Consider the following 25029-nt stretch of genomic DNA (forward strand, 5'->3'; position numbering starts at 1 on the left):
CAGTGGGCAAGTAGCAAAAGCCGGAGCAACAGTTCAAAAGCAGCTTGTAAGCAATCAGTCCGCACAGGCAATGAGACAACCCCCATTTATATGAGCAAAAAGTATACTCCATTAAACCTTCCTTCTGCAGGAGCCTCTAAGACTTGAACCGCATTTGCCAGAAAATCCTTACTTTTAAAAAACAAAACAATCCGCTTATCCTTAGCTATACCTTTGCAATGAAGAACCTCCTATTGTGGATGGCGCTGCTCGGAGCTGGCATCACGCAGGCCCAGGCACAGCAGCAAGCCCCCAAGAAACCACTCACCCACGACGTGTACGACAGCTGGAAAGGCGTGAACGGAGACAAAATCTCCCACAACGGCCAATACGTGCTCTTCAACGTGGACCCGCAGGAAGGCGACGGTGCCCTCTACATCAAGAGCTACGCCACCAAAGCCATGCAAACCTTCAGCCGCGGCACCAAAGCGGAGTTCACCAACGACAGCCGCTACGCCGTGTTCCAGATTCTGCCGGAGTATAACAAGGTGCGCGCGCTCAAGCTGAAGAAGAAAAAAGGCGACGATTTGCCCAAAGACTCACTCGCCATTGTGGCGCTGGAGAACATGAGCGTGGTGAAAGTGCCCCGCGTGAAATCCTATAAGCTGCCAAAGGAGGGAAGCAACTGGGTAGCCTACCAACTGGAGAAGCCGGTGCCGGCCAAGAAAGAAGCCGCTAAAAAAGAAGAGCCGAAAACTGAACCGGCTATACCTGAGGCTGAGAAGGCATCGGCTCAAAAAACGGCGGCAGCCAAACCGGCGGCCAAACCAAAGCAGAAGAAATCAGAAGGAACGGAGCTGGTGCTGCGCAACCTGCAGACAGGGCAGGAGCACAAATTCAACCGGGTAGTAGATTACCTGTTCTCCGAGAAAGGCAACATGCTCTACTTCGTAAAAGACGAACTGGACTCGCTGCACACAGCCGGGGTATACGCCTTCAACACCGCCAACCTGCAGGTGATGCCCATTGATACCGGCAAAGTGACCTACAAAGGTATCAGCACCGACAAGGCAGGCGAGCAGCTGGCTTACGTGGCGACCAAAGACACCGTGGGCGCCGAAATCCGCTACTTCAGCCTCTTCTACTGGAACCGGAAAGACAACAAAGCCATCACACTGGCTGACACCGTGTCTAAAGGTATGCCGGCCGCATGGATGGTGAGCGAGCACGGCAACCTGAACTTCTCCGAAGACGGCAAGCGCCTGTTTTTCGGCACCTTCCCACGCCCGACACGCTACGAGAAAGACACCACCAAGCTGGAGGAGGAAAAAGTGAACCTAGATATCTGGTCTTACAAAGACCCGCTGATACAGCCCATGCAGCTCAAGCAGCTGACCCGCGACCAGAAGCGCTCTTTCCTGGCCATGTATGACTTCAAAGGGAAGAAGATGCAGCAGCTGGCCACCCTCGAGATGCCGGACGTATACATGGACGCCTACGGGCAAAGCGACGTGGCGCTGGGCGTGAGCGACGAGAAGTACAAGCTGACCATCGGCTACGACACCCCCACCCGGAAAGACGCCTATCTGATTGACCTCAAGAAAGGCACGAAGAAGCAGATACTCACTGAGACGCGCGGCTTCCCGCGCCTGTCGCCGCAGGGGCAGTACGTGTACTGGTATGAGCCTACCGACAGCAGCTGGCATACCTTGTCTGTCAAAAATAGGTCAAACCTGAACCTGACCAAGGGCATAGGCGTGCCGTTCTATGAAGAAGACAACGACATGCCCGTTTTGCCGGGTTCCTACGACGCAGCCGGTTGGGTAGAGAAAGACAGCTACCTGCTGGTATACGACCGCTTCGACATCTGGAAACTGGACCCGAGCGGCAAGAAAGCACCGGAGAACCTGACCGACAATTACGGCCGCACGAACAAGCTGCGCCTGCGCTACGAGCAACTCGATAATGAGCAGAAATTCATTCCGGAGAATGCTTCGCTATACCTGAGCGCTTTCCACTACGGCGACAAGACAGCCGGTTTTTTCCGTGACGAGGTGAGCAAGAAAGTGCAGCCTACTAAACTGGTAATGTCACCCAACTCTTACCTGGCTTTCCGCAAGGCGAAGTACGCAGACCGCATCACTTTCCGCCGCGGCAACTTCAGGGAATACAGCGACCTCTATACCTCAGACCTGACCTTTGCCAATCCGGAGAAGCTGAGCAATGCCAACCCGCAGATGAGCGAGTACCGCTGGGGCAACGTGGAGTTGGTGAATTGGAAATCGACGGACGGCGTGCCACTGGAGGGCCTGCTGTTCAAGCCGGAGAACTTCGACCCGAACAGGAAATACCCGATGTTGGTGTACTTCTACGAGCGCTCTTCTGATGGACTGTACATGCACCGACAGCCCGCTCCGAGCGCCTCCACCATCAACATTCCTTACTTTGTGAGCAACGATTACCTGGTGTTCGTGCCAGACATCGTCTATACCGACGGTTACCCAGGTGAGAGCGCCATGGACTGCATTATACCGGGTGTGCAGAGCCTGGTGGCGCAGGGTTTTGTGGATGACAAGAACATGGCGCTGCAGGGGCAGAGCTGGGGCGGTTACCAGATTGCCTACATGGTGACGCGCACCAACATGTTCAAGGCCGCCATGGCTGGCGCACCGGTGTCAAACATGACTTCCGCTTACGGCGGCATACGCTGGGGCACGGGCCTGAGCCGGCAGTTCCAGTACGAGCGCACGCAGAGCCGCATCGGGGGCACGCTTTGGGAGAAGCCGATGCAGTTCATCGAGAACTCGCCGCTCTTCTACGCAGACCGTGTGAAGACACCGCTCCTCATCATGCACAACGACCAGGATGGTGCCGTGCCGTGGTACCAGGGTATAGAATACTTCATGGCGCTGCGTCGCCTCAACAAGCCAGTATGGATGCTGGTTTACAACGAAGAGGACCACAACCTGGTGCAGCGTAAGAACCGCAAAGATTTGTCGGTGCGCATGTCACAGTTCTTCGACCACTACCTCAAAGGTGCCCCAGTTCCGAAGTGGATGGAACAGGGGGTACCGTCCTTGCAAAAAGGTAAAGAATACGGCTTCGAACTGATAGAGCCACAAGTGTCTTCCGCACCGAAGGAGTAACGAAAGAGTTGACAAGAACATACAAAGGGGGAGCAGCCAATTGGCTGTTCCCCCTTTTTTATGCCTGCTGTTTCAGCACTTTCACCCTTCAGGCAGCTCCATTAACAATTCATGAAGTATGACTATAGGTGTTAAAATTTAACTTTAACTAAGTTTGCGAATCGTTTTAACCAAACTTAGGTGCATGTATGGATAACACAGTTCTCATTGATTCCGGCCTTGTCGTACTGGCTATAGTGGCGGGTTGGAGGCTTACCAGTCTCTGGTATCGCAACAGGTCTACAGCTATCAAAAGGTTTCCTTTGTTGCTCGTCAATGTGGCGGCGTTGTGGGGCTTGTTCAACTGGCTGACCCACATCATCGCGGTATTGGCAGTGAACATAGAGCGCATGCTGGCAGGTACGTTTGTATACACGTTCCACTTCTACTCGATGCTACTGATGGGGATTACCTTCACCGCTTTGAGCACTTTCCAGCTCAGCCGCATACGCCTGATGAGCCGGGGAAAATATTATGTGCACGGCCAACTGATGCTGGTTAGCTGGAGCATCATCTTACTGAGCCTGCCTATCTTCCCGCTCAACCCTATTGGATTGCTGCCTGTGCTTTCCTCCGCTATTATACTGTTGACCATAGCAGCTACAAGAAGCCAATGGAAGCCAGCGGCCTTTCAGGTTCGTTCCAGGAAAATAGTGTCAGCTTGACTCGCACTTGTGCCTTGCAATATCATACTCATAAGCCCTACAGCACAACGGGCCGCTCCCATAAGGAGCGGCCCGTTGTGCTGTAGGGTTGTAAACAGAATTAATTGCCTCTGTTCATAACCTTTAGTTGACCACAGGCCACTGGAATGGTCGCATCATATACGCCGTCCACATACATGCCGTGCAACACGATGACGTTGTTCTGCAGCGGGCGCACGACTTTGGAGATGCCGTAGTCACGCATGAAATTCACGCTTCCGGCCGCGTCGGCTGTAGGGTATGGAGTGAGTGCCAGCAGGACTGGTCCATAATAGGGAACGCCCTCTACCAGACTAATCAGCCCATCTCCATCTGTGTCGGCAGACATTGGTGGGCAAACAGCATTCTTGTTACTGTCAGTAAAGCCATGGATGTGCTGCATGTGCTCCATGTTTGGTGTCAGTCCAGCGGCTTGCAAATGTACGTCCACCATATCTCCAGTCAGTTCAATCGTAGCCATGCCGCTCACTCCCGAATTGTTGAGTTCCATCAACTCCACCGTGTAGGTTTGGTTCAGGTTCATGGACTTGGTTTTATGAGCTTCCGCCACGCCTTGTGCGGACATGCTTGCATCAGGAGTCACCTCATTTTGCTCACAGGCAGTAAAAGAGAAAAGCATGGCAACGGCGGCCAGAATGCTGGTTGATTTTTTGCTAAAGTTTTTCATAATTATTTTGTATTTATTTTATATAAACTACTTACGAGGTATAATCAACCAATTAGAAAATTGTTTAGTTACATTGGGTAGAAAACCTTAATTTAATAGTAAAGCTGATTGTTTATTGAGTAAGCAGAAAATCCAGCTTTAACGCCAGTAGATTAAATGTTGTAACATACAAAGTATTAAGCCCTCAGTAGGGTATAGCATAGGCTCAAAATAATGTGAGTCTGAGCGGATAATCTCCCAAGAAGGAGAACCCACTATAAACTCACCTTAAATGCAAATCCAGGGGAAGTACGAAATTTCATTACTTGTTAAATTTTAATAAAAACTTGTATTTGTAAAAGCCGTTATTTAGTTTCGAAAATCTGTTCACTAATGGAAAAGAAGCTTGAGACGTCGTGATTTTATGTATCTGGCAGGGATGGGGGCGGGAGCGCTCATGCTGCCTATACCTGTACTGGGGAATGCCGTCGCGCCGGAGGCCCTATTGGGGCAGATGGATGTCGCGCTGAAGAAGCAATTGGCAGACGTGGCTTTGAATTCCGCCCGCTCCAGTGGCGCCACCTACGCCGATATACGCATTGGGCGCTACCTCAACCAGTACGTCATCACCCGCGACAACAAAGTGGAGAACACGGTGAACACCGAATCCTACGGCGCAGGTATACGCGTGATAGCAGACGGTGCCTGGGGCTTCGTGGCGGCCGACAACATCACCAAGGACAACATAGCGGCCATGGCCAAGCAGGCCGTCGCCATTGCCAAAGCCAATGCCAAGCTGCTGGAGCAGCCCGTGCAGCTGGCGCCGCAGAAAGGCTATGGCGAGGTGAGTTGGAAAACACCAATCGAGAAAAATGCGCTGGCTATACCTATCAAGGAGAAGGCTGACCTGTTGCTGGCTGCCAACGCAGCCGCTATGAAGAACGGGGCCAACTACATGAACTCCCTGCTCTTCCTGGTGAACGAGCAGAAATACTTAGCTTCCACCGACGGCTCTTATATCGACCAGGACGTGCACCGCATCTGGCCTGTTTTCACGGCTACGGCCATTGACCCGGCCTCCGGTAAGTTTGAGACGCGCCAGTCTCTGAGTGCCCCTATGGGCATGGGCTATGAATATTTGGACGGCCGCAAGGAAAGCAAAATCGCCAGCGTGACCACCCTCTACGGCAAACACTACGACATGCTCGAGGATGCCGCCGCCGCCGGAAAGCAGGCTGTGGAGAAGTTGAAAGCAAAGTCAGTCGAGGCAGGCAAATACGACCTGGTGCTCGACCCCTCGCACCTCTGGCTGACCATACACGAGTCGGTGGGGCACCCGCTGGAGCTGGACCGCGTGTTGGGCTACGAGGCCAACTTCGCCGGAACCTCTTTTGCGACACTAGACAAGTGGAAAAGCAAGAACTTCAACTACGGTAGCAAGCAGGTCACACTGTTCGCCGATAAGATACAGCCCGGTTCTCTTGGCGCCGTCGGGTTTGACGATGAGGGCGTGAAAACGAAGCAGTGGGACTTGGTGAAGGACGGTACGCTGGTGAACTACCAGGCCACCCGCGACCAGGCGCACATTATCGGAGAGAAGGAATCGCATGGATGCTGCTACGCCGACAGCTGGAGTTCGGTGCAGTTCCAGCGTATGCCGAACGTGTCACTGGCCGCGGGAAAGAACCCGTTGAGCGTGCAGGACATGATAAAGGACGTGAAGAAAGGTATCTATATCATCGGCGACGGCTCTTTTTCCATTGACCAGCAGCGCTACAACTTCCAGTTCGGTGGGCAGCTCTACTATGAGATTAAGGACGGGCAGATTGCCGGGCAGCTGCGCGATGTGGCCTACCAGAGCAACACCCAGGAATTCTGGAACTCCTGCGCCGCCATCTGCGACGAGCGCGACTACCGGTTGGGCGGCTCCTTCTTCGATGGCAAAGGCCAACCGATGCAGGTCAGCGCCGTGTCGCACGGCAGCGCCACCACCCGCTTCAATGGCGTGAACGTCATCAACACAGCACGGAAAATCTAAATGAGTCTTGAGTTCTGAGTTCTGAGTCTCGAGTTATACCTGAAACATACATGGTATTACATCTCCGGATTTCCTTCTTCAGAAACTCGCGATTTACACGAATTTGATTGGCCGGTGATTATTAGTCACAAATGGAAGACATCTCAAAACTCAGAACTCAAGACTCATAACTCAAATTATGATATACACAGAACAGCAGGCTCGGGAAATCATGCAGAAGGTGCTGAAGTTCTCTAAGGCCGATGAGTGTGTCGTGAACCTGCAGGGCAGCAACAGCGGCAACATCCGGTACGCCAACAATGCCGTGTCTACGAGCGGCGAGAACAGCACCACGAGCCTGGTGGTAAACTCCGCCTTCGGCAAGAAAACAGGTATAGCCACCATCAATGAGTTTGATGACGCGTCGCTGGAAAAAGTGGTGCGGCGCTCAGAGGAACTGGCTCAGCTGGCGCCCGAAAATCCAGAGTACATGCCCATACTGGGGCCGCAGAAATACCAGACCTCCAATGCCTTCTTCAAGAGCACGGCAGGCTTCACACCACAGCAGCGCGCAGAGGCGGCAGCGGCCAGTATCCTGCCAGCACGCGAGCGCAAACTCAAGGCTGCCGGCTATCTCCAGCACAACGCTGGCTTCCAAGCCATGCTTAATTCCAAAGGGTTATTCGCCTATCACCCCGCCACCGATGTGGAGTTCTCGGTGACAGTGCGCAACGAGGCGGGAACCGGCTCAGGCTACGCCTCCCGCGGGTATAACGACATCTCGAAACTGAACACGGCAACCGCCTCCAAAATAGCCATGGACAAGGCAGAAGGCTCTGCCAAGGCCGTGGCGCTGGAGCCGGGAAAGTATACCGTGATTCTGGAGCCGGCCGCGGTGGCGGTCTTGCTGGAGAACATGTTCTTCAACATGGATGCCCGCAACGCCGACGAGGGCCGCAGTTTTATGAGCAAGCAGGGAGGCAAAACCAAGATAGGGGAGAAGCTCGTGGACGCGAAAGTGAACATTTATTCGGACCCTACGCACCCTGAACTGCCCACCGCCACCTGGAGCGCCGATGGCAGGCCTGTGGAGAAGGTGAACTGGATTGAAAACGGTGTGGTGAAGAATCTGTACTCCTCCCGCTACTGGGCCGAGAAGAAAGGCGTAAAGGGTATACCTATGCCGAACAACGCCCTGATGGAAGGCGGCAACGCTTCGCTAGAAGACATGATTAAGAACACGAAACGCGGCATCCTGGTGACGCGTCTGTGGTACATCCGCTCCGTAGACCCGCAGACATTGCTGCTCACGGGCCTCACCCGCGATGGTACCTTTTTAATTGAGAATGGAAAAATAAAACATCCGGTGAAGAACTTCCGTTTCAACGAAAGTCCCATCATTATGCTCAACAATTTGGAGGAGATGGGACGCCCGGAGCGGGTCGTAAGTGGTGAGTCAAACATCAACTACATCCTGCCCCCGCTGAAGGTGCGTGACTTTACTTTCAGCAGCCTCTCTGACGCTGTATAAGCGTTGGGAATGATTTTTTAAGAGTGCCTTTTCGCTATGAAACGCTAAAGCCGCATCGGGATTACCGGGCGGTTTTTTAGTTTCAGCTCTCTAACCCACTACCTTCCATATACCCTTCCAGGCTCTGCAGCGGCTGTGCCGTCCGCATGAACTGACCAGTGCCGAAGGCGACTTCCTTGCCCTTGTCGTTGTACAAGGTGGACTCGGCGGTAAAGAGGTTTTTGGAGACGGAACGAACTTTACCGACGGCTCTTAGCTGTCCGCTGCTGACAGGGCGCAGCAGGTTGAGTTGGAAGGATGAGGTGACAATGAAAACATCCTGCACCAGCGAAGCCACTGCAAAATAGGCGGCATCGTCGAGCAGCTTGAAGTAGATGGAGCCATGAATGGATTGCGCCCCATGGAAGTACTTGGAGTCAACAGGAAGCGTGAGTTCTGCCTGTCCGTGGGTGACGGAGATGGTGCTGCCCGGCAACAGGCTTTGGACGTTGGCCTGGTGGTAGAGGTGCTCCAGGCGGCGGTAGTGCGTTTCAGGTATCATGGTAAGTAGGGGATAGTTGCGAAAGCAAGTATATACAATGGCCGGATGTATACGCTAAAAATCTGGTCAGTTTTTCTAAGGAAAGCTCTCATTCAGCTATAGCCTGTTGCTATACCGAAAGAGCAACGTACTGGCAAATTTCAGGACGTACCCCCACATAGGGCACCGACAGAAAGATAAACGACAATCTGGTCGCCTTCTTCAGGAAACATTCTGACTCCTGACCGTAAACCAATACCATGACAGGAGAAGCAACGTACCGGGCAGCGCGAATGGTGTCGGCCGGTGTGCAGGAACACTTCGAAGCACAGCTCAACGAGGCCCGGCAGAAAGGGGAGGAGCGTCTGGCGCAGGCTCCCTCCAAACAGACCATCGAGACGATGATAGACCGTGCCTTTTGGGCGAGCCTGCGGAGGGAGGAAGGGTATTCGCCTAAAATTTCGCTGGCATACCTGCCGCCAGAGGAAGCCAGTATGCCACTCTTACTTGAGGAGCGCCTCCCGTTCTCGTCTTACACGCTCACCAAAATGGCGCCGGGTGTGGAGCGGCCCGGCATTCATTTGGGGGTATGGGAGGAGGAAGGACAACTCTACATCTGGGGCTCCACGCAAAACCTCCCCAACTTCTGTTTTGTGTTGGATGTCTCGGAGCCGGGTTTGCTGGTTGTCAAGTACAGGCGCAAGCAGGGCTTTGGCAAGTTCTCGAACGTAGCCGTGCTCATAGGGGACCAAGTGAAGATGGTGGACCAGTCCAGCGCCAGACTACCGGATTGCATGAGCCTGCTCACATCGCTCCTCAGCTCGGATAGTGCCACCGAAGACGACTCCGTCAACGTGCTGGTGCAGTTAGCTGTGTCCATGCGCCGCCACGCACACGGCGGCTCGCTGCTGATAGTGCCGGCCGATACTTATGCCTGGCATGACTCCATCATACACCCCATCCGGTATGCGGTGAAACCTGCCTATACCGGCCTGGCTGAGTTGTTACAGTCACAAGTGGAGTTTGGTAGCCAGAGCCTATGGAAAGAAGCGCTGCGCAAGGAAGTGGATAACCTGGCGGGGCTGACCGCCATCGATGGAGCCACTATCATCAACGACAGGTATGAGCTGCTGGCATTCGGGACCAAAATCGCGCGAAGGAAGGGGGGTGCTCCAGTGGAGAAGATTCTGACGACCGAGCCTGTCATTGGTGGTGTGGCTGCCGTGGTGTCGTCTGCTTTGAACGGAGGAACGCGCCACTTGTCAGCTGCCCAGTTCGTGCACGACCAGCGGAATGCGCTCGCTTTGGTAGCCTCGCAGGATGGGCGCTTCACCATCTTCACCTGGTCAGCCTGCGAAGACATGGTGCAGGCGCACCAGATTGACGCCCTCTTGCTGTAAAAGCCAACCTCCAGGTATACCTGACTCAGGGTAGAATCTTACACTTTTCTTACTGCTTATTTCGCAGTAGCTTCGCAGCTCCTACAAACGCTGAAAAAGTTATGAGCTATACCTACGGACCAGGTATAAACCACATTGAGTTTTGGGTGAAAAATCTAGAAGAATCGCTTGGTTTCTACCATGAGCTGTTCCCGTTGATAGGCTGGTATGCGCTCAACCGCACGTCTTTCAGCTGCGGCCAGCACGAGGTATATTTCAAGGAGATGCCGGTGGCTCTGCACGATAGCCTGGGTGTGCGACACATCTGCTTCCATGCCACTAGTCGGGAGGTGGTGCAGCAGGTGGGGGAGTGGCTCCAAAACAGGAACGCTGACATCATCCGGGGACCGCTGGAGATGCCACACTACAACGCATCTTACTATACCGTAGACTTCCGCGACCCGAATGGCTTCGTGCTGGAGGTGGCGCATACACCCCATTCAAAACTCTAGTATACAAAGACAGAAAGGCTATAAAAAAACAAAGGCAGCTATACCTAGCTGCCCCCTTTTCATAGTTGTATTTTGCACCATGAATACCTTATACTCCGAATGAAAAAGTAGGTTGTGTACAGGTATAGAAATATGGTCTAAGCCTGCTGTCCTTTAGCCATCATTCGCTCTTTGACGGTGGTGGTGCAGATGCCTGCCTGCTCCATTTTCAGCACCGACATTTCCTCTATCAAAGCGCGGAATTCCTCCAGTCCTTTGTCGAAGGCAGTGTGGCGTCCCATCAGGAAAACGAACTCCCGTTCTATCTCAATCCAGGTGCTCATGTCGGCGTGGTTGTGCTGTATCTGCACCTCCAGTTTATCCAAAGCGTTGGCCACTTTGGCCTCGTAAGTTTGCTTGTCTTCGAACTCATGCCAGAGCTCGTATACCTCTTGTCCGGTAGGTGCGCTGAGTTGCTGGCGCAGGTTCTCAATGGCCTGTTGTTCGCGCTGCTGCTTCAGCAGTCTGGTCTCTTCATTCACTATGTTGAAGGCAGGTATGTCACCGGCCTCGGCTTCCACCAAATCATGCAGGATTATCATTTTCAGCAGACGGGCCATGTCTACCGGGTGCTCCAGGTATGGCTCCAGCAAAACGGCCATCAGGCTCATGCGCCAGGTATGCTCGGCCACACTTTCCTGCCGGCCGTTGGAGAGCCAGCTATGGCGCATCTCACACTTGATTTTCTCGGCCAGCGTGAGCACCTCCAGCACTTTCATCAGGTTTTCTCTCATGCTTCTCGCGTTGTTATATTGGGTTGGAGTTTCAGGTAAAGCCTACGCCTCTGGCAACGCCTGTGACCCCGCGGACTGTGCGCGCAGCTCCTTTACCCGGTCCTCAAAGTAAGCTTCTGGCTTGCCCTCACCCAATATGGCCACTTTGCTGAATAGTGCGGTGAGTTCTGCATCATGTGTGGCCTTTTGGCCTTTGCGCACATCAATGTACGTGAAACGGCTCCAGATAACGGAGATGATGGCACCGGTATCCAGGTTCACCATCTGGCCCTCCATCAGCAGGTCTGAGCCGGTGAACCAGCGCAGGCAGGTTTTGATTTTCACCGTTTCCATGTACTTCACCTCGCGCAGGTAGGCTATCTGGTTTGCGGCCACCACCCAGGCTTTCCCCGTCGTCTTCGCCAACGCGTAGATGTCGAGGCCGTAGTTGTCGCGCACCTGGTCTTCGCGTGCGTTCAGGTAGTAGTCAATGTATCGGCCATTGTTCAGGTGCCCGAAAGGGTCACAATCCTCAAAGCGGATGAGCGCTTTGCTCTCCAATATTTTCTCGTAGTTTCTTTCCATATCCAGAGTCTTCTTTTAGAGGAATGATGTGCACTCTTATATATTTAATCCCGCTGCAGCGCCCTGTGTCTTTTCCTATACCTGTCGTTGCCTAAACCTACCAGTCCGGTTTGGAGCTGTCTGGTTTGCGGGTGGGCTTTTTGGGCAGCTGCTGTATGTACTGTTGCTCTGCATGGCGCATTGCGTCCAGCATGAGACGGGCTTTGTCCGGGCTGATGTTCATCTGCCGCAGGCGACTGTTTCTGGTCTGGGCTCGCGGGTCATTTCCGGCGCTCTGGTCGTTGGTGCGGCTACGTTCTGGCCGTGACTGGTCAAAGGCGTTGTTGGGATTGAGCCCTTTGGTTTCGCCCTTTTCCTGGCCACTGGCCTCCTCTTTTTCCTGCTCGCCTGCTCTTTCGCTGTTGCCTTTGTCAGGCTGGTCTTGTCCTTTGCCGGAGCCTTTTTGTTCCTGCTGACCATCATCTGCCTGCTCCTGTTTTTCTATTTCCTCTTCCTGGTCACCAGTGCTGTCAGGCTTGTTTTTGGGTTCAGGCGCATGCTCTTCCTCGCTAGGGGGAGGGGTCTGGCCGAGGCTGTCCGGGCGCTGCTGTTCCTGACTTTGCTCGCCGGTGGGCGGAGCGGTTTCCTCCTCCTCGGAGTCGGCGAGCTCCGGGCGCTGCGCTAGGAATTTCTTGAGCAGCTCATAGTTGTAGCGTGCCGCCTGATTGGAAGGCTCGGCAATAAGTGCACTGCGGAAGTAGGCGAGGGCCTGTTTGAATTGTTTGCCCTTGGCTGAAATGTTACCCAGCTGCAAAAGCGCCACAGCCCTGATTTCTTTAGAGGAATGGCTGGCCAGCATATAATATTGCTGACGGGCCTGCTGCAGCTCCCCAGCCCTGAAATAGGCATGGCCCAGGTTGAGACGCAGCTTGTCGTCCTGCACCTCCAGGTCTGTGAGCAGGTACTCGTAAGCGGCAATGGCTTCTATGTACTCGTGCCGGCTATACGCTTGCGAGGCAAGGCTGGAGTACTCGTTTATACGCGATATTGTCTGCAGTCCTCCGCCCAACAGGCTTATCAGGAAAATGATGGTGAACAGCGTTTTCATATGCGTACCAGTTTCACCGTTATAAGCACATCCAGCAGAATGAAGAGCAGCGCCAGCGCCAGTGGGTATACGTACTTGTTGGCAGTCACATCAATGGTTTTGCTTTCGCGGAGCTCGCCCTCAATGTTGTTGATGGAGCTGATGAGGCGGCTGATTTCACTTACACGCTCATTCACCTCGAAATATTGTCCGTTGGTGGCTTCAGCCAACTGCACCAGCGCCTCGCGGTTGAGTTTGCTGATAACCGTGTTGCCGCTCTGGTCGCGCTTTACGCCACTTCCATCCGGTATGGTGGTTCCTTCGGTTGTGCCTATACCTAGCGCGAATACCCGTATGTTCTGCTCGTTCAGCCTATCCGCCCAGTCGCTCAACTTTCCGTCGAAGTCCTCGCCGTCGCTGATGAGCACCAGAATCTGGGCTTTCTCCTCGTCTGCTTCGGGCGTGGCTGTTTGGCCAAACTTGTTGGAGACGAGCTCCAGCACCGGGGTATAGCTGGTGCCACCGTGGGGCAGCAGGTCGGTGCGCAGGCTGTTGATGAAGAGCTGCAGGGCGTTCTGGTCGTAAGTCAGCGGACTCTGCAGGTAGGCTTCCGAGGAGAAGACGATTAACCCGATGCGGTCGGAGTTGAAGCGGCTGATGAGGCGCAGCATATCGTGCTTGGCCCGGTCGAGCCGCGAAGGTGCCACGTCCGTCGCCTCCATGGAGTTCGATAAATCGACTGCTATGTAGATGTCCTTGCCGATGGTCTTGATTTCTTTTTTCATGGCCCCGAAAGAAGGGCCGAGTATGGCGATGATGAGGAGGATGATGTAGGCGTGACGCAGCACGAACTTCACCCACACCCCATGCGGCCGCTGCCCAAAGAATGCCGCCACCCGCCGCACGCGCAGCAGGTATCCGATGTACAGTCCCAGGAACAGCACACCGAACAGAATCTCGAGCAGAGTAATGGTTTGGTACCAGGTCATGTATGTGGGCGTTTGGTAATGCCCGATGACAAATATAACAAAGGAAAACTAATGAATAGGGCTTTTGCCTAGGCCATCAACCTGGCAAGCATGCCTGTCTTTGGGTGCATCAGCTAGGTGCGGTTGTGGAAAACAGGGCAAGGGACAGAATATTTGAAAATAATTTGAAGAATGACGGCGCAAGAAAGCCGAATAGAATCAATTAGTTAGTCTTGTAAGATGCAGCCTGGGCGCCCCTGGAGAGGGTTTGGGAGCTAAAATTTTGTAAAGCGCTATTGTTTGCTCAAATTTAATGTAGTATGTTTGCAATCTCTTCAGCAGGGAGAGACCCGGAGAGGTGGGTGAGTGGCTTAAACCAGCAGTTTGCTAAACTGCCGTACTGGAAACGGTACCGGGGGTTCGAATCCCCCCTTCTCCGCAAGCGAAAAAATAAATTGAAATTGTTTTGTCAATTAGAATTCTTCGCTTACTTTTGCACCGCGTTCAACATTAACAGCGACACAAATCGCTGACCGGAGTTGGAAGCATAGTTCGGGGTGTAGCGTAGCCCGGTATCGCGCCACATTTGGGATGTGGAGGTCGTAGGTTCGAATCCTGCCACCCCGACTTAAAAATTTCGGAAGCAATTCCGAAATTTTTTGTTTAAGGGTAGAGCTAACGCTCTCCTAAGGACGCTGGTCTCGTAGCTCAGCTGGATAGAGCAACTGCCTTCTAAGCAGTAGGTCTTTGGTTCGAATCCAAACGGGATCACAACAGTATCAAGCCAGATAGCTAAAAGCTGTCTGGCTTTTTTTTGTTTTTTTGTTTTTGGCTTACCGTTCCCTGCATACGTTTAGGACATGTCCCTTTAGGTATAAAGGCAAACCTTGGTCCTAGGGAAAGGTATAATCCCTATCGTTACTTCTGTGCTGCTTCCACACAGTTGTACCTCCACAAAAGCCTAGAAACCGATATACACTGCCATGGCCCTGCCAGATGAGGGGCTTCATTCTCCTGCAATACCTGTCTGATGTCGAACAGTGATATTTTTAAAAAACCGAAAGAGCCCTCTCCGTTCAAAACGGAGAGGGCTCTTTCGGTTTAGATATCTCTGCTTATTTACTCGTGCTGACGCTCATGTCAGTTGGGGCCGTCTCCGGCAGCAGGAGCTTCATGAAATCGGTAGGGGAAGTTTCGTAATAGCCTTCCTTCAGGTTGTGCATCGCTTTGACGTGTCTGCAAACCCTTTGCTCATTGGAGAAAGGCAGCTTGAACCGGACCACGTGCTGCTCTCCCACCTGCAAGGAGCTCACCATGAACACCGCGTTGTTTTTGTACCAGTGCTTCTGTCGGATGGCGGTTGCCATGCTGCTAAGGAACTGCTGATTGACCTCGGCTTTTGCTGCCCCGGCATACACGTCGTGGAAGTTGGTCACCTCCAGGTAGTGCGTTTTCCCATCCTTCTTTTCCAGGATAGCAACAATCCTATCCACTTGCTCTTTGGTGAAATGCACCACCTGTTTTTCGTCAGGGCCATCTACCAGCATCAGGTGCCAGGGAGCTTCCTTGTACCGGATAGTCACGGGCTGGATGAAATGGAGGGCCTTGGTGGTTTCTCTGGTGCCGGAAAGACTGCCGGCGTCGGTTGTTCCCCCGATTGTCTCCAGCGAAGCCATGACTAAGTTGGACCTGACCTGAGAGTATGCTGCCGGAATGGTGAGTAACCCAAAAGCCAGGCAAATGAACAAAGTTTTCATGGGTGAAAATTAAGGTATGGAGGTATAGCTGGAGCAGAAATCCAAAACTCTGCTCAAATCAGGTGGAGCAGAATAAGAACAATCCTTCTTACAGTATTACAAATATATACTTTTATAGATATAGTATCATAACTATTTTAGATTTTGTTGTAGCTAAACGGGCATTCCCGCATAATCGAGGACTTGACAGTATTTTTAATTAGACATTCCCGGCTCAACCTAAATAGTGATTTTGTCACTCAGTCTAATGCCGCTCCTCCAAAATAACAGGTAGCGCCATCACCATTTCTGATGAAAAATAATAAATTGCTGCCTGCATAAAACAGAGTTAACCCATTCTGCCGTAACACAGGATTCTAAACATCGTTTATACCTGCTACGATAGCTACGAGATTGATTAACCAGCACTACCATGATGACCGATACTTCAAAAGACACCCTTTTCCAAGAGACAGCGCAGCAATTAAAAGAGCAGCAATTCAATATCAGCAGCCAGGACCAAAGCAGGCCCTGGGGCGGTTTTTTTGTGATAGATGAGAGCCAGGCACAGGCTTTCGCGGATACTTACTTTGATAGCATGCCGGTGGAGGAGCTGAAGATAGCAGGCAAGCTGAGCCCCAAAATACTGTTGGTGGCACCCCAAAAGCGCCTTTCGTGGCAGTACCATCACCGCCGCGCCGAGATATGGAAAGTAGTGCGAGGCACTGTGGGCGTGGTGACAAGCGAAACCGACACAGAAGGGCAGCTGCAGGTGCTGCACCCAGGTGAGTTAATTACGCTCCGGCAAGGGGAGCGCCACCGCTTGGTTGGGCTCGATGATTGGGGCGTGCTGGCCGAAATCTGGCAACACACCGATGCAGACAACCCCTCCAACGAAGACGACATCGTGCGCGTGCAGGATGACTTCGGGCGCTAAGCCAAGGTATAGGCATGAAGCGGAATGGCGCTGTGACTGAGGTCGCAGCGCCATTCCGGCTTTTATGGAGTTCACGCTACCGTTCCAACAGGTGCCGGCATTTGTTCAGCTGCAACTCCACCTCCCGGATGGTGAAGCGTTCGTTGCTGTTGCCGAAGCTGGTCTGCACGTAGTTGAGGATGTTGGTGATTTCGCCTTTGTCGAGTTGTTCGAAGGCGGGCATACCCTGGTTGTAATTTTTGCCATTCACCACAATGTTGCCTGTCTGGCCGTGCTTTATGATGCAGGCCAGTTCGTCGCGGTGGCTTTCTAGGTAGTCTGCCCCGGCTAGAGGAGGGATGAGGTTGCGGAGGCCGCTGCCGTCGTCCATGTGGCAGTTGGCGCAGTACTGGGTATAGAAACGCTCCCCTTCGTTCTGTTTATCGGTGAAGCATTGGGTGAGGGTGAGGAGCGCGGCCATACCTGCGGCCTGTGCGAGCAGCTTATTGGGTATCTGCATCCTGCTTCTTTTTCTTTTTCTTGTTGCTGTCGAGCAGGGCAGGTATGTCGCGGATGAGTTTGTCTACCTGGGCCGGGTCAGTGCCGTCGTAGATGCCGCGCACGTGCCGGTTCTGGTCCACGAGTACGAAGGCGCCGCTGTGCACAAACCCTCCGGGCTCTTCCTGGTCCTCCTGTGCCGTCACCATGTACTGCAGGGCGATGTCGTAGATGCTGTCTTTCTCCCCGGTCACAAAGTGCCACTTGTCGCTGCTCACCTGCAGGCGTTCGGCGTAGTCACGCAGCACGGCCACCGTATCGTGCGCCGGGTCAATGGTGTGGGAGAGGAGCACTAGCTGTGGCTCATCCTTGAAGGCCTCGTACACGCGCAGCATCTGGCTCTTCATTTTGGGGCAGATAGTGGGGCAGGTGGTGAAGAAGAAATCCGTCACGTATACCTTGTCCTGCAGCGTGAGGCTGGTCACCACTTGGCTGTCCTGGTTGATGAAGGCGAAGTCGGGGATGCGGTGGTAAACCGTGTCGGCCACCTGCTGGCCGCCTGATTCACGTTGTACTACCTGCCGCTCACCTAAGTAGGGTAGCTCGGAGTTAGCGTCAGGGCCGCCGGAGCAGCCTTGCAATAGTCCCGCCAGCAGTACCAGCAGGATGACAAAGCCGGAATTGGAAATGCTACTTCTGTTCATAGGGAGAATAGGATTGTTTGGCGTTGGCAATGGTACTGTCCATCAAGGCTTTCACACCGGCCATTTTAGTATGTTCTTCCTGTAGGTATAGCATAGCCTGCTCGTGGGCCAGCGTGTCAGGCGCTTTGTACTGGCGCATCCAGCTCATCATGGCTTCATCGGCTTTGTAGAGCTGCGTGATTTGCTGGTTGAGTAAGTTAACAGTGGCTGTATCGGTAGATTGTTGTGCTAGTGAATCGCGCAGGGAGGTGAGGCTGCGGCGCAGGCGATATATCTTGCCCATGTCGGCCATGGCCACGTCGTGCAGCTGCATCACCTCCGACTCCAGCGCCTCCTGCTGCTCTGCTTCGGAGGGGCCGCTCTGGCAGCCGGCCAGCAGCAGGGGGAAGACGAGGTATAGGGGCCACTTTTTCATGTAGTTTCTTTTGGGTGCGTGATGGGCAGGTATAGCCCGCCAGCGGTAAATTGGTTGTCCCTGTAAAGGTACGGCATCCGGCAGAATAATAACCAGTGTAACGTGATTGATTAGCGGCCCAGCTAGAGGATGCAAAAAAGCCCGGTATACCAACCGGGCTGGTTCAACAATGGATTCAGGATTGCACGCTAGGCAGGAACGGCTATCTCTGAATGCAGGGCGTGTGCCACCTGGTTGTACTGCCCCTCGGACAAGCGGCTGCGCAGGAACTTCATCACATCCTGAAAGGCATAGTGCACGTGGTCCAGGGTTGGGAAATCAGCATTTTCCGCAAAGGCGTCTTTGGAGCGGATGAACTCCAGCCACTCCTCATCGTGGCGTATGCGCACCGGCTCCTCGCGCAGCGTAAAGCCGTCGAAGTAAATGCCTTTCCAGACAACAGGGAGCTGGGCAGCCAGGTGGATGGCCTCACCGGCCGGAATGCGGTCGCGGATAGCGTGCAGCACCGAGCGGAAGATGCGGGCCGCCTTCTGCTCGTCGTCTATGCCCAGGTAGCCGCAAAGCTCGTGTAACCATGTTTTGGCCTCCTTTTGATAATTCTCAAAATTCATCGACATGTTTACCTCCTTTTTTAAGTTCAAAAATTGTACTCACTCTTTTATCAACGAGGCAGGCCTCCAAGAGTTAGGGGTTTGGAGGGGAAGCAAGGACTGACAAGGTGAAAGCGCCTTTTCGGGTGGTGATGGTATAAAATCGGTTAGTGGACCAGCAACCGAACTTTCGTCCGGCTACCACTTCTTGAATACAAAAAATACCGCCAGCAGGATGAAAACGAAGCCCACGATGTAGTTCCACTTCACCTCCTCTTTCAGGTATAGCACCGAGAAGGCCACAAATACTACTAGCGTGATGACCTCTTGGATGGTTTTGAGCTGGAAAGCCGTGAATTGCCCGTGCCCGATGCGGTTGGCTGGCACTTGGAAGCAGTATTCAAAGAAGGCGATGAGCCAGCTCACCAGTATCACTTTCCAAAGCACCGTGTCTTTGAACTTGAGGTGGCCATACCAGGCGAAGGTCATGAAGATGTTGGAGATGAGCAGGAGCAGAATGGTTTTCATGTAGAATGACAAATGGTTGCAGCGGCGCCCTCGGCGCCAATCCGTACGAACCTGCAAAACTGCGAAAAATAAGATTAGGCCTCGAAGAGGGGCGTCACTATTTTTTAATCGAGTACCTACCTATATGCAATCTGTTGGCACGGTTTTCGTTATAGAAACACTATATAGACGCTACCTATCTTCTCTATGAAAAAGGCATACTTACAGGTGCTGACACTTACTATCCTTCTGATTATTGTCAGCGGCTGCGACACCCGTAGGGCAGCTGCAGAGGAAGAGTACATTGAAGTGGTAGGGGAGTATGAAGGCAGTCTGCCGGAGGCCGGATTCCGGCTTAATTTGACGTTCAATGGCCCGCTGGACATGCACGACAGGTTTCAGGTATGGGCCGATTCCATGCAGCGGCAGACGGAAGGTATGGTGAAGCTGAACGACAACATCTACCTCAACCATATGCCGGAGCAGATGGGCCGCAAAATCAGCAGAAGCCAGTTCCAGGTGGGCGTGACCTACAGCCTGAATGTGGCAGACAGTGCCGCCTACAACCGCATCACCCGTGACCTGTTCAGGCGCAACCTGCCGTTCCACCTGAACGTGACCGGCAGCTACCTGGAGCCGGAGCGCAAGGCGGCCGTGCAGCGGGAGTCCCTGCAGCAAGCGCTGGACAACGCCCGGCAGAAGCTCGACTTCCTGAGCAATGGCCGGAGCTATGAAATTGTAGGTATGGAGGAGCTGCACCAGAGTCCTCCTTACGCGCCCGAGTACTATGAATACAACCGCCGCACCATCAGCCGGATAAAGGTGAAGGCGCGGCTGACGGAATAAGTTTGTTTGTGTGTAATGTTTGTGTTTTTTACCGGCGCAGGTGCTAGTCTGCCTGGCCGCCGAATCTTTTCCATTCCTGTTTTCAATTGCAGAAAGGCTACCTGTTTCGATGGGTAGTCTTTTTGCATTTTTTAGGTATAAGATGCTGTGATACAGGCACTAAACGCCCTTGCTTTTTGTTTAAAAAGAGGTGCTTGCTCCCGCCCTGCCTATACCCGTGATTTCTACCCAAAGTACGGCCACTAAAAGTATAGCTAAATCGGAATAAAAGTGGTAATTTTACCTTATTATCTATCTTTTGAAACACATGAGTGAAGTGGAAGAAAAACAATTGCATAACAATTATTCAGCAGATAGTATTCAGGTACTGGAAGGTCTCGAAGCCGTACGCAAGCGCCCTGCCATGTACATCGGCGACATCGGCATCAAGGGTCTGCACCACCTGGTGTGGGAGGTAGTGGACAACTCCATTGACGAAGCCCTGGCCGGTCATTGCGATACAATCAATGTTTCTATAAATCCAGACAACTCCATCACGGTGTCCGACAACGGACGCGGTATCCCGACAGACTTCCACCAGAAAGAAGGCCGCTCGGCCCTGGAGGTGGTAATGACGGTACTGCACGCCGGCGGTAAGTTTGACAAGGACACGTATAAAGTTTCCGGTGGTCTGCACGGCGTGGGTGTGTCCTGCGTGAACGCACTCTCCACTGACCTGCACGTCACCGTTCACCGCAACGGCAAGGTGTTCGAGCAGCATTACAACATCGGCGCGCCCGCTTATCCGGTGCGTGAGATTGGCACGACTGACAAAACGGGTACTACAGTGCAGTTCAAGCCAGATGCCTCCATCTTCACCACCACAGAGTATAAGTACGATACTATCGCCAGCCGCTTGCGAGAACTCTCTTTCCTCAACAAAGGCATCCGTATCAACCTGCAAGACCTGCGTGAGCTGAACGAAGAGGGGCAGCCGGTGCTGTCAGACACTTTCTACTCTGAAGGGGGACTGAAGGAATTCGTAGCCTACCTGGACGAGACCCGCGAGAACCTCATACCGGAGCCTATTCACATTGAGAGTGAAAAAAACGGGGTGCCTGTTGAGATTGCCCTGCAGTACAACACGTCCTATACCGAGAACATCTTCTCGTATGTGAACAACATCAACACCATAGAGGGTGGCACGCACGTAGGTGGTTTCCGCCGTGCGCTTACCCGTACCCTGAAGGCCTACGCTGAGAAGTCAGGTATGCTGGACAAGGTGAAGATTGAGATTGCCGGTGACGACTTCCGTGAAGGCCTGACAGCTGTGATATCTGTGAAGGTGCAGGAGCCGCAGTTTGAAGGGCAGACTAAGACCAAGTTGGGCAACTCCGATGTGGGAGGTGCCGTGGACGTGGCTGTAGGCGAAATGCTGAACGAGTTCCTGGAGGAGAACCCGAAGGAGGCGCGCATCATTGTGCAGAAGGTAATACTGGCTGCTCAGGCCCGATTCGCTGCCCGTAAGGCCCGTGAGATGGTGCAGCGCAAGAGCGTGCTGTCTAGCACCAGCCTCCCTGGCAAGCTGGCCGACTGCTCTGACAGCAACCCCGAGAACTGCGAGATATACCTGGTGGAAGGGGACTCAGCGGGTGGTTCTGCTAAGCAGGGCCGTAACCGTCAGTTCCAGGCCATCCTGCCGCTCCGAGGCAAGATTCTGAACGTGGAGAAGGCGCAGGAGCACCGCATCTACGAGAATGAGGAAATCAAGAACATGATTACCGCATTCGGCGTGAGTTTTGGTACAGCAGATGGCGAGAAGGCACTAAACTTGGAGAAGCTGCGCTACCACCGCATCATCATTATGACGGATGCGGACGTGGACGGTTCCCACATCCGTACCCTGATTCTGACCTTCTTCTTCCGTTACATGAAGGAGCTGATTGAGAAAGGGTACGTGTACATCGCATTGCCTCCGCTATACCTGGTGAAGAAGGGCAAGGAAGAGCGCTATTGCTGGAGCGAGCAGGACCGCCTGGAGGCGATTGCGGAGCTCGGCAAAGGCAAAGAGGACAGTGTGGGGGTACAGCGTTACAAGGGTCTCGGGGAGATGAACCCGGAGCAACTTTGGACCACCACCATGAACCCAGAGGTAAGGAGCCTGAAGCGTGTGACGATTGAGTCCGCCGCGGAGGCTGACCACCTGTTCTCGATGCTGATGGGCGACGAGGTGGGCCCACGCCGCGACTTCATCGAGCGGAACTCCAAGTACGCCCGCGTAGACGTGTAATCCATTTCTGAAGCAGAAAACAGCAGCGGCTGCTCCTTTATGGGAGCAGCCGCTTTTTTGTGGGCAGTTGTGGTTTCTGTATTTGTAAGCTGCTGATGTGATTTAAATTTGATACGGGGCTTTTACTCATTATACGTACTTGCAGCCTTTGATTCACATTCTGAGTTCTGTAAAAAAGTGTTATCCCAATTTTGATGTAGCATGAGCTAGATTATTAGGATTATGATTAAACTTGTTAAATAAGAAAGTAATATGATAGGCAAGGTACAGCAAGTTATTAAGTCACTTATACCTAGAGCTTTGAAGAGTTGGCTGGTGGGCCTGTTACAGAAGCAGCAGCTCAAAGACTGGCAAAAAAGCGGCTACCCCTTGCCTCCTCCTGATGTCGTAAAATATTCTATTGTGCGGGAGTACCAGCAAAAGTACGGCTGTAAGGTCTTGGTGGAGACGGGTACCTATACTGGCAACATGGTCCAGGCACAGAAGGAAAATTTTGATAGAATCATCTCTGTTGAACTGGGCGAAGAGCTGGCCGAAGCCGCAAAGCGAAAGTTCAAGAGCGACAAGCATGTTTCTATCATTCAAGGGGATAGTAGCGAGGTCCTTCATCAGATTGTGAAAGAGTTACAGGAGCCTGCACTGTTTTGGCTGGATGGGCATTACTCCGGGGGAATTACAGCCAAAGGAGAGAAGAATTGCCCCATATTCGAGGAGTTGACTGCCATACTTACGGACAACAAGTACAATCATGTTATCTTAATTGATGACGCCAGGTGCTTCATTGGTCAAGATGATTATCCCACAGTTGAGGAACTGACAGAATTTATCAGAAGCAGAGACAAAAAGTATAGAGTTAGCACCGAGTACGATATCATTCGATACGTGGTATAAAGCTCGTCACTTCTCCACCGCCTGCTTCAGCTGCTCATACACCTTCCCCATTTTGTCCAGCACGGCTTGCTGCTCACTCAACTTATAATCACGTTTCAGGTCATTTGGCTGATGGTAGCTCAGGTATACCTGGCCATTTTCATCTTGCCATACCAGCAGTTTTAAGGGCAGTTCCAAGCCAGTGCGCTGGTCGGCCTGCATCAGGCTGGTGCCTACCAAAGGGTTACCAAAGATGAGCAGGTGGGTAGGGCGCAACTTCAGCCCTTTGTCAGCGGCGGCTTTGGCATGATCCACCTCCGCCACTAGGTTGATGCCCAAGTCCTGCAGCGAGGCACGAAGCCTGTCAAGTGTTTCTTCCACCCCGAAAGAGCTGAGGCTGGTGATTGTCTTCTCCTCCGGGAGTGCCTGCCCTGCTGCCAAATTGATGTTCAACATGAAAGCGGCAATAAGTAGAATCAGATTTTTCGTCATATTCATGTTCTGTAGCTGTTTGGTTTGGTATGTTGTCATTAAAACCGCACCCCTGCCCGCACGTCCAGAAAGTCAGCCACGTGGCGGTGCGCTTTCAGGTTGAGGCCAAAGAACGGCATGCTGCTGGTGTGGTACTCCAGTCCCCAACGCTGGTAGACCGGGTCGCGGGCTTTGACGGGAGCGTACACATACACGCCCAATTGCTGACTGAACCGGAACCTCCCAATCCGGAATTCGTGGCCTGCCAGCAGGGCGCCGCGCTGGAAATCCTTGTCTTCTCCCTTGTTTTGCAGCTGCCGCCGCAGGGCGTAATCTGCCACCCATTCTGCCCCGCCGGTCAGTGCGCTCAGCCGCCCGATGGGCTGGCTCACGTTCGCGGCTATACCCACCAAAGCGAGCCTCTTGGAAGATAACTCCTTACGGTCTTTGCCCGTTCCGAAAACCGCCACCAGGAAATTCCGCTCCTGTTGCACTGCCCGCGCCTGCGTCAGGTGCCGCTCCGGGAACGTGGCCGGCCGCAGTGCGTAGTTTATACCTAGCGTGGCCGACGGAAAGTTGATACCCTTGTTCGGCTGCCTGAGTCCGCCATTGGAGATGTGCTTATAGGTGCCTCCGGCGCGCAGTATCCAGCGCTCACTAAGCCGGTAGTTGCCCAGCAGGCTAATCTCCAGCGGAAAACTGATGGCGGTGCTGTAAAAAAGGTTATCTGGATTATCGGTTGGGTGGTAGGTATTGTCCATATAAGCCAGACCTCCCCCCAAGCGGAAAGACAGACTGAATCGTCTGTGCGCCGACAGGAAAGGCTCTACGTATAGCAACAAGGTATAGGCATTGCCCAGCACCTCAGGGTTGTCAAAGTTGTAGAAGGCCACCGAAGCTCCCAGACGAGGGTAGCCATGCAGGTATAGCCAGGCCCTGTCGTTAGTGAAATGCAGACTCAGGTCAGCCTCAATACCCCAAGGGTAAGATTTGGATAGGTGCCGGATGTCGCGGGAGTGCGGAATGATGAAACCAGTGTGTCCCGTTAAACCCAAATTGATAGCCGCTCGGGAGGAATCTGGGTTGAAAGAAACAGCGGCCGATGAAGGCGCGGAAAGGAAAAGCAGTAGCATGATGGCCGCTATACCTGAAAATCGAGTACACTTATGACTCCTTCTGCTCATGCCGCCGCAATCATTTAAAAGCTATACCTACTCCCGCATCTTCACCTGCACGTCCAGCGGTTCTTCCATTTAACTCAAACTCTCTGTCAGTGAATCAGTCTGGAGCTATAAGTCACTTCTTTTATACCGGTTATGGGGGAGAAATACCTGAATAGTTGCTGACTGATTTTAAGTCTGCT

24 protein-coding genes and 3 tRNA genes are annotated in these 25029 nt (G+C 53.0%); 13 read left to right on the plus strand and 14 right to left on the minus strand.

What is annotated here, in order from left to right:
- Positions 1 to 218 precede the first annotated feature (218 nt).
- Both B051_RS0115395 and B051_RS0115400 read left to right on the plus strand, forming a co-directional pair.
- Entirely contained in the window at positions 219 to 3125 is a 2907-nt protein-coding gene (locus B051_RS0115395; RefSeq protein ID WP_018479112.1) for an alpha/beta hydrolase family protein, read from the plus strand.
- 188 nt (positions 3126 to 3313) lie between these two features.
- Entirely contained in the window at positions 3314 to 3829 is a 516-nt protein-coding gene (locus tag B051_RS0115400) for a hypothetical protein (RefSeq protein ID WP_157578940.1), read from the plus strand.
- Between the two features lie 100 nt (positions 3830 to 3929).
- Here B051_RS0115400 and B051_RS22040 read toward each other — a convergent pair whose 3' ends face one another.
- Positions 3930 to 4535 (minus strand): hypothetical protein, encoded by a 606-nt coding sequence (locus B051_RS22040; protein ID WP_018479114.1) that lies wholly within the window; start codon positions 4533 to 4535, stop codon positions 3930 to 3932.
- 385 nt (positions 4536 to 4920) lie between these two features.
- Between B051_RS22040 and B051_RS0115410 the strand changes: the two genes are divergently transcribed.
- Together B051_RS0115410 and B051_RS0115415 are read left to right on the plus strand one after the other, a co-directional pair.
- Complete coding sequence (locus B051_RS0115410; protein WP_026236444.1) at positions 4921 to 6552, plus strand: TldD/PmbA family protein; 1632 nt, start codon at positions 4921 to 4923, stop codon at positions 6550 to 6552.
- Between the two features lie 178 nt (positions 6553 to 6730).
- Complete coding sequence (locus B051_RS0115415; RefSeq protein ID WP_018479116.1) at positions 6731 to 8062, plus strand: TldD/PmbA family protein; 1332 nt, start codon at positions 6731 to 6733, stop codon at positions 8060 to 8062.
- 82 nt (positions 8063 to 8144) lie between these two features.
- Here B051_RS0115415 and B051_RS0115420 read toward each other — a convergent pair whose 3' ends face one another.
- A complete protein-coding gene (locus B051_RS0115420; RefSeq protein WP_018479117.1) occupies positions 8145 to 8603 on the minus strand; it encodes a PaaI family thioesterase in 459 nt (152 codons plus the stop codon).
- Between the two features lie 239 nt (positions 8604 to 8842).
- Between B051_RS0115420 and B051_RS0115425 the strand changes: the two genes are divergently transcribed.
- Positions 8843 to 9982 (plus strand): putative sensor domain DACNV-containing protein, encoded by a 1140-nt coding sequence (locus B051_RS0115425; RefSeq protein ID WP_026236445.1) that lies wholly within the window; start codon positions 8843 to 8845, stop codon positions 9980 to 9982.
- Positions 9983 to 10083: 101 nt separating this feature from the next.
- Complete coding sequence (locus B051_RS0115430) at positions 10084 to 10473, plus strand: VOC family protein (RefSeq protein WP_018479119.1); 390 nt, start codon at positions 10084 to 10086, stop codon at positions 10471 to 10473.
- Positions 10474 to 10610: 137 nt separating this feature from the next.
- Here B051_RS0115430 and B051_RS0115435 read toward each other — a convergent pair whose 3' ends face one another.
- The 4 genes from B051_RS0115435 to B051_RS0115450 all read right to left on the minus strand — a co-directional run bounded on the left by B051_RS0115435 (position 10611) and on the right by B051_RS0115450 (position 13865).
- Positions 10611 to 11246 carry an HD domain-containing protein gene (locus tag B051_RS0115435; protein WP_018479120.1) on the minus strand — a complete coding sequence of 212 codons (636 nt, stop codon included), beginning with the start codon at positions 11244 to 11246 and terminating at the stop codon, positions 10611 to 10613.
- 42 nt (positions 11247 to 11288) lie between these two features.
- On the minus strand, positions 11289 to 11810 hold the full coding sequence (locus B051_RS0115440) for an acyl-CoA thioesterase (protein ID WP_018479121.1): 522 nt from the start codon (positions 11808 to 11810) through the stop codon (positions 11289 to 11291).
- 97 nt (positions 11811 to 11907) lie between these two features.
- The gene (locus B051_RS0115445; protein WP_018479122.1) at positions 11908 to 12897 is read right to left on the minus strand and encodes a tetratricopeptide repeat protein; all 990 of its coding nucleotides are present in this window, start codon (positions 12895 to 12897) and stop codon (positions 11908 to 11910) included.
- Positions 12894 to 13865 carry a VWA domain-containing protein gene (locus B051_RS0115450; RefSeq protein ID WP_018479123.1) on the minus strand — a complete coding sequence of 324 codons (972 nt, stop codon included), beginning with the start codon at positions 13863 to 13865 and terminating at the stop codon, positions 12894 to 12896. The genes B051_RS0115445 and B051_RS0115450 overlap by 4 nt, the downstream gene beginning before the upstream one ends.
- Positions 13866 to 14196: 331 nt before the next feature.
- Between B051_RS0115450 and B051_RS0115455 the strand changes: the two genes are divergently transcribed.
- The 3 genes from B051_RS0115455 (at position 14197) to B051_RS0115465 (ending at position 14615) form a co-directional block, all read left to right on the plus strand.
- Positions 14197 to 14283: transfer RNA gene (locus B051_RS0115455), tRNA-Ser, on the plus strand.
- 114 nt (positions 14284 to 14397) lie between these two features.
- A tRNA-Pro gene (locus tag B051_RS0115460) sits at positions 14398 to 14471 on the plus strand.
- A gap of 70 nt (positions 14472 to 14541) precedes the next feature.
- A tRNA-Arg gene (locus tag B051_RS0115465) sits at positions 14542 to 14615 on the plus strand.
- Positions 14616 to 14959: 344 nt separating this feature from the next.
- Here the strand turns inward: B051_RS0115465 and B051_RS0115470 are convergent.
- Complete coding sequence (locus tag B051_RS0115470) at positions 14960 to 15601, minus strand: hypothetical protein (RefSeq protein WP_018479124.1); 642 nt, start codon at positions 15599 to 15601, stop codon at positions 14960 to 14962.
- Positions 15602 to 16013: 412 nt separating this feature from the next.
- On the opposite strand from B051_RS0115470, the gene B051_RS0115475 reads away from it, so the two are divergent.
- Entirely contained in the window at positions 16014 to 16517 is a 504-nt protein-coding gene (locus B051_RS0115475; RefSeq protein ID WP_018479125.1) for a cupin domain-containing protein, read from the plus strand.
- A 76-nt stretch (positions 16518 to 16593) separates the two neighbouring features.
- Here the strand turns inward: B051_RS0115475 and B051_RS0115480 are convergent, their stop codons facing one another.
- The 5 genes from B051_RS0115480 to B051_RS0115500 form a co-directional block, all read right to left on the minus strand.
- Positions 16594 to 17016 (minus strand): c-type cytochrome, encoded by a 423-nt coding sequence (locus B051_RS0115480; RefSeq protein WP_018479126.1) that lies wholly within the window; start codon positions 17014 to 17016, stop codon positions 16594 to 16596.
- A complete protein-coding gene (locus tag B051_RS0115485) occupies positions 17000 to 17698 on the minus strand; it encodes an SCO family protein (protein WP_018479127.1) in 699 nt (232 codons plus the stop codon). Before B051_RS0115485 ends, B051_RS0115480 begins: the two co-directional genes overlap by 17 nt.
- Complete coding sequence (locus tag B051_RS0115490; protein WP_018479128.1) at positions 17685 to 18113, minus strand: hypothetical protein; 429 nt, start codon at positions 18111 to 18113, stop codon at positions 17685 to 17687. Before B051_RS0115490 ends, B051_RS0115485 begins: the two co-directional genes overlap by 14 nt.
- Before the next feature lie 188 nt (positions 18114 to 18301).
- Complete coding sequence (locus B051_RS0115495; RefSeq protein ID WP_245539643.1) at positions 18302 to 18730, minus strand: DUF2267 domain-containing protein; 429 nt, start codon at positions 18728 to 18730, stop codon at positions 18302 to 18304.
- A 171-nt stretch (positions 18731 to 18901) separates the two neighbouring features.
- Entirely contained in the window at positions 18902 to 19231 is a 330-nt protein-coding gene (locus tag B051_RS0115500; protein ID WP_018479130.1) for a DMT family protein, read from the minus strand.
- Positions 19232 to 19417: 186 nt separating this feature from the next.
- Here B051_RS0115500 and B051_RS0115505 point away from each other — a divergent pair, with 186 nt between their 5' ends.
- The 3 genes from B051_RS0115505 to B051_RS22045 all read left to right on the plus strand — a co-directional run bounded on the left by B051_RS0115505 (position 19418) and on the right by B051_RS22045 (position 23216).
- Positions 19418 to 20056: a hypothetical protein gene (locus B051_RS0115505; RefSeq protein WP_018479131.1), complete on the plus strand. Its 639-nt coding sequence runs from the start codon at positions 19418 to 19420 to the stop codon at positions 20054 to 20056.
- A 307-nt stretch (positions 20057 to 20363) separates the two neighbouring features.
- Positions 20364 to 22325 (plus strand): DNA topoisomerase (ATP-hydrolyzing) subunit B, encoded by a 1962-nt coding sequence (gene gyrB, locus B051_RS0115510; protein ID WP_018479132.1) that lies wholly within the window; start codon positions 20364 to 20366, stop codon positions 22323 to 22325.
- A gap of 252 nt (positions 22326 to 22577) precedes the next feature.
- Positions 22578 to 23216: an SAM-dependent methyltransferase gene (locus B051_RS22045; RefSeq protein ID WP_018479133.1), complete on the plus strand. Its 639-nt coding sequence runs from the start codon at positions 22578 to 22580 to the stop codon at positions 23214 to 23216.
- Positions 23217 to 23222: 6 nt separating this feature from the next.
- Here B051_RS22045 and B051_RS0115520 read toward each other — a convergent pair whose 3' ends face one another.
- Both B051_RS0115520 and B051_RS0115525 read right to left on the minus strand, forming a co-directional pair.
- Positions 23223 to 23693: a DUF302 domain-containing protein gene (locus tag B051_RS0115520; protein ID WP_018479134.1), complete on the minus strand. Its 471-nt coding sequence runs from the start codon at positions 23691 to 23693 to the stop codon at positions 23223 to 23225.
- Between the two features lie 32 nt (positions 23694 to 23725).
- Positions 23726 to 24799 carry an acyloxyacyl hydrolase gene (locus B051_RS0115525; RefSeq protein ID WP_018479135.1) on the minus strand — a complete coding sequence of 358 codons (1074 nt, stop codon included), beginning with the start codon at positions 24797 to 24799 and terminating at the stop codon, positions 23726 to 23728.
- Between the last annotated feature and the right edge of the window lie 230 nt (positions 24800 to 25029).

The organism is Pontibacter roseus DSM 17521, from assembly GCF_000373265.1.
Classification (GTDB): domain Bacteria; phylum Bacteroidota; class Bacteroidia; order Cytophagales; family Hymenobacteraceae; genus Pontibacter; species Pontibacter roseus.